Below are 11,937 nucleotides of genomic sequence, written 5' to 3'. Positions count from 1 at the left end.
TTCAAAAAGGTGTTGACGACTTTGCCGCTCGTCTATAACATTCATCGCACTTGTCGGGCAGAGCCTAGCACTGGTTAGCAAGGTCAGGCAGAATGAGTGGTTTTGATAGCTTGTTCGGTATGACTAAAAGTTAATTTGTAATCCTAACAGAAAGCAGATTAAATATGCGCCCGTAGCTCAGCTGGATAGAGCATCCGCCTTCTAAGCGGATGGTCGCAGGTTCGAGTCCTGCCGGGTGCGCCAATACAGGCAGCTGGCACAAGTAAAAGCAGTAAAGCAATATGGTGGGCGTAGCTCAGTTGGTAGAGCACAGGATTGTGACTCCTGTTGTCGTGGGTTCGATCCCCATCGTCCACCCCATATTCTAAAAGGCGCCCGATGAAAATCCGGCGCCTTTGCTTTAAAAGCTTCACGCGGACGTGGTGAAATTGGTAGACACACTGGATTTAGGTTCCAGCGGCGCAAGCTGTAAGAGTTCGAGTCTCTTCGTCCGCACCATAGATGCTTTCACCGCCCTTCGCTGAAGTGCGTTGAAGCCCGGAACAAGCCGCCTTGAGCGGCTTTTTTCGTTTCTGGGCTTCTACTCCTTACCCGCACCTACCGCTGCACCGCAATGCACTTGATCTCCACCAGCAACCCTGGTCGGGCGAGTTCGCTGACGCCTATGCAGGTCCATGCACAGGTGCCCCTTGGAAAGACCTTGTCCTTCATGCTCCTGAACAGCGGCATATGGCGTTGCATGTCGATGTGATAGGTCGTCATTTCGACCACGTCGTCAAACCCGCAACCGCCCGCCGCGAGCACGAGGCGAAGGTTTTCCCAGGCCGCCAGAAACTGCTGCTCCGGGTCTTCAATCACCTCCAGCTCCGGCGTTCGACCCACCTGCCCGGCGCAGTACAGGGTTCTGCCCACCTTTACCGCGGGGGCATAACCAGCACGCTCGCAAAGCAATTTCATCTCGTCGGGGAGGATAATCTGGCGATCAGTCATGGGGCAGGGTCCAGGGGAGTAGGGCTATCAAGCGACGCGCCACTCTATAGAACAGAAAAGCCACCTATCAAGGTGGCTTTCGCGTTTCAGTGCCCTCGCGTCAATGCCTGGTCGCTTTGGGCCCACCTACCGGTGACAGCTCAAGCTCCAGTCGAACGATGTTGAGGATTCTGGTGAGTGGAGCGGCTTGCTCCGCCTCCCCCAGGGCGAGGAGGTGATCGCGTTGTTCGCGAATTCTGCTGAGGCTCTCGTCGAGCTGCGCAGCGGCCAATCGGTATTTTTCCATGTGCGGTTCCTTTAGCACGGCCTCCCTGCCACTCGAGTCGGCCGTTCCGTGTGCGGGTGCTGTGGCACCGTTCGTCAACGGAAGGCTCTGCAAGCATAGCGTCCTTTGCGCCGTAGGCGCGTGAACACCACGGGCAGAACTGTTCCAACATTTATCCGCGCGCATGCTGATGAATGATTTTAAAAATAATACTGATTTTCATTTCCCCTTTTGACTGCCTCACGTGACCTCTATTGCAAGACCATTGCAACGTTCCAGGGAGCTTCACGTGAAACGCATCGCGCCGACCGTAAATCCAGGCCAGCAGCCCGACAGGCACCGTGTTTTCAAGGCGGCGCAGGGCGCGCTTACTGTGCTGGCGCTTGCCGTCAGTGGTGCCAGCGTTGCAATGGCGGCGCCCATGGAGGCGCCCACCGCTCAGCACGCAGCTGTACGCAAGCATTACCAGATTGCGGCAGGCCCGCTGGCGCCCGCACTCAATCAGTTGGCGGGCGCCACCGGCGTGATGCTGACCTTTTCCCCGGAGCTGACCGACAAGCGCCAGACCCAGGGCCTGGATGGCGAGTACAACCGCAAGGAAGCCTTCGACCTGCTGCTGATGGGTACCGGGCTGCGCATCGTGCAGCTCAAGGACAAGAGCTTCGTGCTGCGCGCCGATGAACAGAGCCGCAGCGCGCTGGAGGTGGGCCCCACGCTGGTCAACGCACTAGGCGAGCGCCCGGGCGTGATCCGCAGCAGCCGCGAAGTGCACGCCGAACGCCAGGACCTCAACAGCCTGGTGCGTTCCATGCCCGGTACCTACACCCTGCATTCACGCAGCCAGCCCGGGGTTTCGGTGAACATCCGCGGGCTGTCGGGCCTGGGGCGGGTCAACACCATGATCGACGGTGTGACCCAGACCTTCCGCAACAACGCCGGTCACGGTTCGGGCGGGCCGATGGCCTTCGTCGACCCCAACCTGCTGGCCGGTGTAGATGTGCAGCGCGGCGCGGTGGACGGCGCCGAAGGGGCCAATACCCTGGGGGGCACCGCCAACTTCCGCACCTTCGATATCGACGACATCGTCAAGCCCGACCACCGCGTGGGTGTGCGCAGCACCTACCGCACCGGCAACAACGGTTACGGCAACACGCGCATGCTCGCCGCCGGCGCACGAACCCGTCCCGAGGATAGCGAGGGCGTGTACGGCATCGTCGCCGCCGCCAGCAGTTCGCAAACCGGCGAATACAAGACCAGCTCCGGCCAGGAAAACCACTACGACACCACCAAGCAGAGCCCGCGCTCGGGCCTGCTCAAGGTGCGCCTGCAGCCCAACGACCTGCACCGCCTGGACCTCAGCGGCGTGCAGTATCGCAACGAGTTCTACCACAACTACCCATGGGAACTGCGCAACGAAACCTACCGCGCCAAGTACGCCTACACGCCCTACAACGAATGGGTGAACCTGACGGTCAACGCCTACCAGAACAAGACCCAGCTCGATTACCCGCCGGTGGAGGAATCCACCTTCATCGGCCGCAAGACCCACGACGATGCCCACGGTTTCGACTTCACCAACCTCAGCCGTTTCAACCTCGGCCCGGTGGAAGCGAGCTGGAGCAACGGCATGCGCTACTACACCGACGACTTCGTTGCCGACACGCCGGAAAAACGCGGGGCCAACCCCGAAGGCAAGCAGCAGACCGAAAGCCTGTTCAGTACCCTGGAGCTGGACTACGACATCTATGCCATGACCCTGGGCATGCACTACGACGGCTACAAGGTCAGCGGCCACGTGCCCAAGTGCTCGATTTTGCGCGAGTGCACGGGTATCGGCGGGGGCGATGTGGACATCACCCGCCGCAAGCACAGCTTCAACCCGCGTATCGGCTTTGCCGTAAAGCCCTATGACTGGATGCAGCTCTACACCAGCTGGTCGCGCACCTCGCGTGCACCGCGGGTGCAGGAGATGTTCTTCGAGAAGGTGCCGATGACCGCCGACGCCAGCGATGCCGACGGCGTAGGGGCCAACCCGTACCTGCGCCAGGAGCGCTCCACCAACTACGAGTTCGGCTTCAATCTCAGTCGCGCCGGGCTGTTCAGCAGCAACGACTACGCCCAGCTCAAGGTCAACCGCTTCATCAGCAAGATCGACGGCTATATCACCCCGCAGTCGTTCGACATCGTCGATGACGACGGCGAATACTCGGCCAAGGCCAACTGGGTCAACTGGCCCGAGCAGGTGCGCATGAGCGGCTACGAGATCGAGGGCCGCTACGACGCAGGCTTCGTCTACGCCAACCTCTCCTGGACCCGCGCCACCACCAAGGCGCCGACCACCTCGGGCATCGAACTCGAAGACATCAACAGCCAGCCCGACCGCTACTGGACCCTCGACCTGGGCACGCGCTGGTTCGACGAGCGCGTGGTGCTCGGCGCCCGCGGCGAGTACTCCGGCCCTGCCGAAGAAAGCTGGGACTGGTACGAAACCAGGAAAACACAGTCCACCGGCGTGATCTGGGACCTTTACGGCAGCTGGCAGGTGCAGCAGAACGTCAGCCTGTTCTTCAACGTCGAGAACGTGGAGAACAAGACCTACAGCTACAACGCCTCGGTGGACTCGATCATGTCCGCCTCACTGGACCGCGGTACCGGGCGTGGGCGTACCACCTCGTTCGGCGTCACGTTCGAATACTGACCCCACAGGACCCTCTCATGTACACGAACTGCCTGCTTGGGGCGTGCCTTGCCCTGCTCGTCGGCTGCGCCACGGTCAATGCGCCGCCGGCCCAGACCGCCTATGCCCGTGTCGAAGCCAACATCCCCGGCTGGGGCGCGATCGTTGATGTGCGCAGCGGCCAGCAGATCGATGCCGGGCAATTGCTCGACGTACTGGCGCAAGCCCCCACGGTGATGGTGGGGGAGACCCACGACAACGTGGCTCATCACCTGATCGAGCAGTGGCTGGCCACCGGCCTGGCCGAGCGGCGCAAGCAAGGCGCCGTGGTGCTCGAGATGCTCGATAGCGATCAGCAGCGCCCGGTTGGCGATGTGCAGGCGTGGCTGGGCGCAGGCAACCGCGTGCGGCTGGCGCGTCTGCGCAAGATCATGCAGTGGGATGAGCGCTGGAGCTGGGAGCAATACGGCCCGTTGATGCAGGCACTGATGCAGGCCCCGGCACCGGTGCTGGCCGGCAACCTGTCTTCCCGCGAACGCAAGCAGGTGGCAGCCGACGCGCCCGCGGATGCGGCCAGCCTGTTTCCGCAAGCGGCAATCGCCGAGGTGCAGCGTCAGCGCATCGTGCAGATGCACTGTGGCGAGATCGACCTGCCGCGACTGAACGCCATGCTCGCCATTCAGCACGGTCGCGACCGGCGCATGGCCCAGGTGCTCGACGCCGCGCCGGCCCCGCGCCTGTTGTTCGCCGGTGTGCTGCACACCCTCAAGTCCCAGGGCGCGCCCCAGTACCTCAGGCATGGCGCGCGCGATCCCGGTTTGAAGGTGCTGGTGCTGGGGGAGGAGGGCCAGGCCCCAGCCGTGCAGGATGCCGACTTCGTGTGGCTGTTGCCCAGCCAGGACGGCGACGGCGTTGCGCTTGCCCCGGCGGCTGCCAGCTGCGACGCACCCTTGCAGCCAGCCCTTCACTGAACCTTTTCTGCTCACAAGGAATCCCCACATGCCTGCTATTACTGCCAGCGACCTCCGCCAACGCCTTGGGCATGACTGCCTCAGCCTCGCCCTGCCTGCCGCCGAAGTGGCGGCCCGGCTGTATCACCTTGGCCCGCTGAGGGTCATGACCCAGGCCAGTCATGCATTCCTCGACCAGGTGGGGCGCTTCCCACGGTCGGACGATGTTGCCCAGGTCGGTCTGGTGCTTGGCGAAGATGGCCTGGACCTGCGCCTGAACCTGCGCGCCTGGCACTGGCTGTGCCTCACCCGTGGCCAGGCCGCTGGTGATTTCGAGCTGCGGGTGTTCGACCGGCATGCCGCGCCGCTGTTGCGCCTGACGTCGCTACCCGGCTCGGACCTGCAGGCGTGGGCCGAGCTGTATGCCCAGGGCAGCCTGGAGCAGCCGCACTTCACACCGCGCGAGGCGCTGGTCAAAACTGATGTACAGGTCGCCGGGCTGGTCGACGACTGGGCAGCGATGGGGGATGTGCATGACCACTTCGCGCTGCTCAAGCGTCATGGCCTGACCCGCTATCAGGGCAACCAGGGCGTGGCCCCGCAGTTTGCCCGGCGTATCGGCAGCGCGGGCACTGCGGCGCTGCTCGGGCAACTGGCCGACAGCGGGCTGGAACTGATGGTCTTCATCTATAGCCCCGGCTCCACGCAGATCTACACCGGCAAGCTCGACGGCGCCACGCGGCAGGGCGACAGCCTGGTGTTCGACATGCCGGGTGATGGTGACGCCGCACCAACCCGTTTCGGCATACGTGACACCGTCGAAGCCGAAGCCTGGCGCGTGTACAAACCCAATGCCGTAGGCGGGGTCAACAGCCTGGAGATCTTCGATGCCGAGCAGCGCCTGATCGTGCAACTGTTCGGACGTCGCCCTGCCGGGCAGCCCGAACAGCCAGCCTGGCGCGAGTTGCTCGATCGGTTGGAGGCGGGGCAATGAGCGCTCGGCTGCTGAGTGTGTGCCTGCTTCTTTTAATAGGTACAGCGCCCGTGCATGCCGATCAGGCCGACACATTGGTCATCGGCAACGACCTGGCCGAGATTGCCGCGCAGTTGCAGGCCACTTCGCGGTTGGTGGGGCGTGACGATTCCAGTCACTACCCACCCGAAGTGGCTCGCCTGCCGTCGGTGGGCTATCTGCGCCAGTTGTCGTCCGAAGGCATCCTGAGCCTGCATCCGCGGCGGGTGGTGCTCAGCGATGCGGCGCGTCCGGCCGTGGTGCTGCGCCAGCTGGATACCGTGGGCGTCGAGGTCATCGAAGTGCCCAGGGGCAAGCGCATCGCCGATATCCCACGCAAGATAGAACAGGTGGCCAAGGCCTTCGACCGTGAAACCCTGAGCCCGCCGCTGGTTGCAGAGCAGCAACGTCTGGCCGCCGAGTTGGCTGCACTGGCGCCGCTCAAGGGCCCCAGGGCGCTGTTCATCTTCAATCGAGCGGGCATGATCCCGCTGATCATGGGGCGCGGCACCGAAGCCCATGCCGCACTGGAGCAGGCGGGCATCGAAAACTGCGCGCCGTTCAGTGCCTACAAGCAGGTGGCGGCCGAAGCGATGGTGTCGCTTGCACCGGATTTCGTGATCATCAGCCGCGCCGGGTTGCAGGCCCTGGGCGGCGAGGACAACCTGTGGAAGCTCGGCGGCCTGGCGCTGACCCCGGCCGGTCAGCACCGGCGCCTGGTGCAGGTGGACGATCAGGCGCTGCTCAACCTGGGCCCACGCACCGTGGCGGCCATGCTGCAACTGCGCCGTGATGCCGGGGCGCTGTTCCCATGACGCGCTCGCACACCCGCTCATTGCCCACGCTGTTGCTGATGCTGGCCGGCCTGTGCGCCTTGCTGGCGCTGTGTTCGCTGGTGGGCAGCATCGGCCTGTCGCCGCGCATCCTGCTGGGCCATCTGCCCGCGCCGCTGGAATGGCAAGTGTGGAGCGAGGTACGCCTGCCGCGGCTGCTGCTGGCGGTGCTGGTGGGCTCGACCCTGGCAGCAGGCGGCACCGCCATGCAGGGGCTGTTTCGCAACCCGCTGGCCGACCCCACGCTGCTGGGCCAGGCCAGCGGTGCGGGGTTGGCGGTGTCGATCTGGATCGTGCTGTTCAATGGGCGTTTTGCCGGCCTGGAGCTGTATGGGCAGTTTCTGGCCGGGTTTGTCGGGGCGTTGCTGGTAACGCTGGTGATCTTCCGCATCGGGCGCGGCTACAAGGGTCGCGAATCGACCATCACCCTGCTGTTGGCCGGCCTGGTGATCAATACCCTGACCGGCGCGGTGGGCGGCATGCTGACCTTCATGGCCAGCGAAGAACAGTTGCGCCAATTGAGCCTGTGGGGCATGGGCAGCCTGGGCAGTGCCGAGTGGTCGACCCTGAGCGTAGCGCTGGTGGTGTTGCCGTTGACCTTGCTGGTGCTGGTGCGCAGCGCCGCCGACCTGGACCTGTTCCAGTTGGGTGAGGTGTCTGCCCATGCGGCGGGGCTCAATGCCGAGCGCCTGAAAAATCGCATTGTGCTGGCCTCCTCGCTGGGCGTGGGCCTGTGCGTCGCACTCACCGGCATCATCGGCTTCATCGGCCTGCTGGTGCCGCACTGCCTGCGCCTGTACTTCGGGCCGGGCCACCGTCTGCTGATTCCGGCCTCGATGCTGTGCGGGGCGATTCTGCTGCTGCTTGCCGACACCCTGGCGCGCAGCCTGGTCAGCCCTGCCGAGATTCCGGTCGGCCTGGTCACCAGCGTGATCGGCGGGCCGTACTTTCTCTGGTTGTTGCTGGGCCGCAAGGTCCGGGAGTTCTGAATGCTCGATCTTCTCGCTGTCGGCCTGCATCGGCCATTTGCCCTCAGCCCGGTCACCGAGGCCATACAGGGCGGCCAGCTACTGGGGCTGATCGGCCCCAACGGCGCAGGCAAAAGCACATTGTTGTCGCTGATCTCCGGCTATATCACGCCCGACTGCGGCGAAGTGCGGCTGCTCGATCAGCCGTTGAGCGCCTATTCGCCGCGCCAGCTGGCGCGCAACCGCGCCCTGGTCACCCAGCACATGGACAGTGCGTTCGACTGGCAGGTCGGCGAATTCATCCAGCTGGGCCAGGGGCATGCCGGGTTGCCGTGCGCCGGCATCGTCGAGGCCATGGACATCACTCATCTGCTCGACCGCGGCGTGCTGTCGCTGTCGGGCGGCGAGTTGCAGCGGGTGACCATCGCCCGCGCGCTGAACCAGTTGGCCATCAGCCCTGCGGGCCCCACCGAGGGCCAGGCGCCGCGCCTGCTGCTGCTCGACGAGCCCACCAGCGCGCTGGATATCGGCCAGCAGCAGAATCTGATGCGCCTGTTGCGCCGGCTGGCCCGCCTGCCACATATCGCGGTGGTGTGCGTGCTGCATGACCTCAACCTGGCGGCGCGCTACTGCGACCGGCTGTGGCTGATGGAAAAGGGCCGGTTGTGCGCCAGCGGGACCCCCGCGCAGGTACTGAATGCACATACCATCGAGACGGTGTTCGGGGCTCAGGTCAGTGTAACGGCGGGGCCCGGCCACGCGGTGGGCATCGAGTTGGCGTGCTGAATGGCCAGTTCCCTCAGCGGGCGCTGACCGTGACCCAGTAGCGCGAGCGCCGGTTGATGCTGACCGGCAGCGACTGGGTCAGCGCGTCGAGTACCGCATCGCTGTCGGCCAGCGGGTAGACCCCCGAGATGCGCAGGTCGGCCACTTCACTGGTGCAGCGCAACAGGCCGGGGCGATAGCGCGACAGTTCGGCAATGAAGTGCCCCAGGCGCATGTCGTCGGCCTCCAGTGCACCTACGCCCCATGAAGGCTCGCGGCCCACCCGGGTGCTGTCGTCGATGCGCATGGCAGTAAAGCGTGTGCGCTCACCGGCACTGAGCCGCTGTGGCGTGGTGTGCAGCGGGCTGAGTTTCAGCGCGCCTTCGAACAGTTGCACATCGGTGCGCTCGGGCTGCACCTGCACCACGAACCGGGTGCCCAGCGCGAGGACGCTGCCCTGGGCGGTCTTCACGCTGAAGGGGCGCTGCGCGTCATCATGCCCGGTACTGATCAGCAGCCGCCCACTGCGCAGGTGCAGGGTGCGCTGGGTGGGGGTGAAGTCCACCTCCACCGTGCTGTCGGCATCCAGGGTCAGTTGGCTGCCATCGGCCAGGGTGATGTGTCGAGGGGCGCTGGCGCCATTGTGGTAGGCCAGGCCCGCACCGCTGCGCCAGGGCTCGCGGTAGGCCAGGCCGCCGGTGCCGCCGGCCAGGGCAAGCAGCAGCAATGCCTTGACCACCCGCCGACGACTGCTGCCGCCGTGACTGAGGCTGCGGTAGCCGGCGGTGGGCTCCAGCCCGGCCAGGCGACCGCGCAGGCTTTCTATATGCAGCCAGGCGCGTTCGTTGTCCGGGTCGGCGGCGCGCCAGCGTGCAAAGGCCTGGGCCTGCTCGGGCGGCAGGTCGCCGTCCATCCACAGGGTCAGCCAGTGGGCAGCCTCACGGGTGGTGCGGGGCTTGAAGGCCGGTTGCGGTGTGCTCATGGCAGTTGCGCAAAAAAACAGTGCTGGTTGGCGCGCACCAGGTACAGCTTCACCGAGCGTGTGCTGACTTGCAGGCGCTCGGCGATCTCGGCGATTTTCAGACCCTGCAGGTGCGACAGCAGAAACGCTTCGCGGACCTTGGCCGGCAGCTCGTCGAGCAGCCTGTCCAGCAGGGTCAGGGCTTCAAGGGCCAGGGTGCGCACCTCGGGCGAGGGCTCCACGGCTTCGGGCAGGTTGGCCAGGGCTTCGAGATAGGCCTGCTCCACCAGTCGGCGCCGGTGTACGTTCGCCATCAGGCGTCGCGCCACGGTGGACAGGAACGAGCGCGGCTCGCGGATGCTGAACAGGTCCTTGGAGGCCAGGATGCTCAGGAACGTGTCCTGGGCCAGGTCAGCCGCCGACTCCGGGCAACCCATACGGTTGCGCAGCCATTGGCGTAGCCAGCGATGGTGATCGGTGTACAGCGTCTGCAGGTACGCATGGGCGCTGGCAGGGGCGTGTGGGCTGGATTCCATCGAGTGCGATCGGTGCAGGGCTGATGAGGCTGCGGAGTATAACGAGATTATTTCTCAAATGATAATTATTATTGTTAGTGAGTTGTGGCCGCCAAACCGGCTCCTGCAGGAGCCGGCATGGCCGGCGAAGGCAGCACCGCCGTCTACAGAGCAAAAATCCACGGCACCATCACCACGCTCACAATCATCACCAGGATCGTGAACGGTACCCCCACCTTCACAAAGTCGGCGAAGCGATACTGCCCCGGCCCCAGCACCAGGGTGTTCACCGGCGACGACACCGGCGTCATGAACGCGGCGGATGCGGCCAGCGCCACGATCATGGCGAACGGGTAGGGCGATGCGCCCAGTTGCTGTGCGGTGGTGATCGCAACCGGCGCCATCAGTACCGCTGTTGCGGTGTTGGAAATGAACAGCCCGATCAACGCCGTGATCGCAAACAGCGTGGCGAGGATCACGTAGGGCCCGGCACCGCCCAGCACGCCCACCAGGCCGTCCACCGCCAGGGCGATGCCTCCGGTTTTCTGCAACGCCAGGGCAAAGGGCAGCATGCCCACGATCAGTATCAGGCTCTGCCAGTGGATCGCCCGGTAGGCGCTCTCCATGTCGATGCAGCGGCTGGCGCCCATCAGCAGGCAGCCGATCAGCGCGGCAATCACGTTGGGCACCAGGCCGCTGATCATCAGGCCCACCATCACCGCCAGGCTGATCAGCGCATAAGGCGCCTGATTCAGGGCCGGGGCCACGTTGTCCACTTCCGCCGGCAGGCTCAGCACCAGAAAGTCCCGCGGTTGCGTCTGCAGCTGGCGAATCGCCTTCCAGGTGCCGATCACCAGCAGGGTGTCGCCCAGCTTGAGCTTTTCTTCCACCAGTTGCTCGTCGATGGCCGCCTGGTCGCGACGCAGGCCCACCACGTTCAGCCCCCAGCGGCTGCGGAACGTCAGCTCCAGCAGGTTCTTGCCGATCAACTGCGAGCCCGGTGGCAGCGCCACTTCGGCCATGCCCACTTCGCGCGACTGGTCGATGAAGTAGGCGGCCTTGAAGTGCAGAGGCTCCAGGCGCATGGTCTGGCACAGGCTGCGCAGGTCGTCCTTGGGCGAGAACAGGTCAAGCAGCAGCACGTCGCCCTCGTGCACCAGGGTACTGGAGTCGGGGCTGATCACGCGGGTGCTGAACTTGTGCTGGCGCTCGATGCCGACCACGTTGGCACCGTGCTCGGTGCGCAGCTTCAGCTCGCTCAGGCTGTGGCCGATCAGCGGCGAATGGGGCCTGACCCGCAGGCGTCGTTCACGCCCGGCCAGCTTGTAGTCGATGATCAGGTCGAGCAGGGTGCGGCGGGTTTCGGTGCTGCCGTCCTTGCGCGTCGCGCTGCCCAGCCAGTTGCGCGTCAGCAGCATGTAGCCCACCCCCAGCACCAGGATCACCAGGCCGAAAGGGGTGAAGCTGAAAAAGCTGAAACCGGTTTCACCGTGGCGTACCAGCTCGCTGTGCACCACCACGTTGGGGGGCGTGGCCACCAGGCTGAGCATGCCGCTGATCAGCCCGGCGAAGGCCAGTGGCATCATCAGGCGGCTGGGCGACACCTTCATGCGTGCGGCGATGCTCAGTACTACCGGGATGAAGATCGCCACCACGCCGGTCGAACTCATCACCGAGCCCAGGCCTGCCACCGACACCATCAGCAGCACGATCAGGCGAGTTTCGCTGTTGCCGGCGCGCTCGGCCATCCACTCGCCGATGCGGTAGGCGATGCCGGTGCGCACCAGCCCTTCGCCGATCACGAACAGCGCGGCAATCAGCACCACGTTGGGGTCGCTGAAGCCGGCCAGGGCTTCCTGCACGCTCAGGATGCCGAGCAGGGGCAGGGCGACGATCACCAGCAGCGCCACCACGTCCATGCGCGGGCGATTGATGACAAACAGCGCGACGGCGCTGAACAGCAGGCCAAGGACCCAGAACAATTCGTGATTCATGCAGGTA

11 protein-coding genes and 3 tRNA genes are annotated in these 11,937 nt (G+C 64.8%); 9 read left to right on the top strand and 5 right to left on the bottom strand.

Annotated elements, in window-relative coordinates:
* Positions 1–166: 166 nt before the first annotated feature.
* From CR917_RS17965 to CR917_RS17955, 3 genes are all read left to right on the top strand, one after another.
* A tRNA-Arg gene (locus tag CR917_RS17965) sits at positions 167–243 on the top strand.
* A gap of 41 nt (positions 244–284) precedes the next feature.
* Positions 285–360 (top strand) — tRNA-His (locus CR917_RS17960).
* Positions 361–413: 53 nt separating this feature from the next.
* Positions 414–498: transfer RNA gene (locus tag CR917_RS17955), tRNA-Leu, on the top strand.
* Positions 499–597: 99 nt separating this feature from the next.
* Here the strand turns inward: CR917_RS17955 and CR917_RS17950 are convergent.
* Both CR917_RS17950 and CR917_RS17945 read right to left on the bottom strand, forming a co-directional pair.
* On the bottom strand, positions 598–990 hold the full coding sequence (locus CR917_RS17950) for a RidA family protein (RefSeq protein WP_104572746.1): 393 nt from the start codon (positions 988–990) through the stop codon (positions 598–600).
* A 100-nt stretch (positions 991–1,090) separates the two neighbouring features.
* On the bottom strand, positions 1,091–1,276 hold the full coding sequence (locus CR917_RS17945; protein ID WP_054915290.1) for a hypothetical protein: 186 nt from the start codon (positions 1,274–1,276) through the stop codon (positions 1,091–1,093).
* A gap of 268 nt (positions 1,277–1,544) precedes the next feature.
* Here CR917_RS17945 and CR917_RS17940 point away from each other — a divergent pair, with 268 nt between their 5' ends.
* Genes CR917_RS17940 through CR917_RS17915 form a run of 6 tightly spaced genes read left to right on the top strand, consistent with a single transcriptional unit; the run spans position 1,545 to position 8,481 of the window.
* Positions 1,545–3,953, top strand: a complete 2,409-nt coding sequence (locus tag CR917_RS17940; RefSeq protein ID WP_218278981.1) for a TonB-dependent receptor — start codon at positions 1,545–1,547, stop codon at positions 3,951–3,953.
* Between the two features lie 17 nt (positions 3,954–3,970).
* On the top strand, positions 3,971–4,903 hold the full coding sequence (locus CR917_RS17935; RefSeq protein ID WP_104572745.1) for a ChaN family lipoprotein: 933 nt from the start codon (positions 3,971–3,973) through the stop codon (positions 4,901–4,903).
* Between the two features lie 28 nt (positions 4,904–4,931).
* Positions 4,932–5,876, top strand: a complete 945-nt coding sequence (locus CR917_RS17930) for a ChuX/HutX family heme-like substrate-binding protein (RefSeq protein WP_158255596.1) — start codon at positions 4,932–4,934, stop codon at positions 5,874–5,876.
* Between the two features lie 50 nt (positions 5,877–5,926).
* Positions 5,927–6,709: a hemin ABC transporter substrate-binding protein gene (locus CR917_RS17925; protein ID WP_052504327.1), complete on the top strand. Its 783-nt coding sequence runs from the start codon at positions 5,927–5,929 to the stop codon at positions 6,707–6,709.
* On the top strand, positions 6,706–7,716 hold the full coding sequence (locus tag CR917_RS17920; protein WP_054915286.1) for an iron ABC transporter permease: 1,011 nt from the start codon (positions 6,706–6,708) through the stop codon (positions 7,714–7,716). Before CR917_RS17925 ends, CR917_RS17920 begins: the two co-directional genes overlap by 4 nt.
* On the top strand, positions 7,717–8,481 hold the full coding sequence (locus CR917_RS17915) for an ATP-binding cassette domain-containing protein (protein WP_043864499.1): 765 nt from the start codon (positions 7,717–7,719) through the stop codon (positions 8,479–8,481). It abuts the gene before it with no gap.
* Between the two features lie 13 nt (positions 8,482–8,494).
* Here the strand turns inward: CR917_RS17915 and CR917_RS17910 are convergent, their stop codons facing one another.
* The 3 genes from CR917_RS17910 to CR917_RS17900 form a co-directional block, all read right to left on the bottom strand.
* Positions 8,495–9,442, bottom strand: a complete 948-nt coding sequence (locus CR917_RS17910; RefSeq protein WP_058541307.1) for a FecR domain-containing protein — start codon at positions 9,440–9,442, stop codon at positions 8,495–8,497.
* On the bottom strand, positions 9,439–9,957 hold the full coding sequence (locus CR917_RS17905) for a sigma-70 family RNA polymerase sigma factor (RefSeq protein WP_043864497.1): 519 nt from the start codon (positions 9,955–9,957) through the stop codon (positions 9,439–9,441). The genes CR917_RS17910 and CR917_RS17905 overlap by 4 nt, the downstream gene beginning before the upstream one ends.
* 143 nt (positions 9,958–10,100) lie before the next feature.
* Entirely contained in the window at positions 10,101–11,930 is a 1,830-nt protein-coding gene (locus CR917_RS17900; protein ID WP_100633184.1) for an SLC13 family permease, read from the bottom strand.
* Positions 11,931–11,937 lie beyond the last annotated feature (7 nt).

Origin of the sequence: Pseudomonas sp. BRM28 (assembly GCF_002939405.1) — a bacterium.
GTDB classification, from domain to species: domain Bacteria; phylum Pseudomonadota; class Gammaproteobacteria; order Pseudomonadales; family Pseudomonadaceae; genus Aquipseudomonas; species Aquipseudomonas palmensis.
This window is presented reverse-complemented; position numbering and strand designations above follow the sequence as displayed.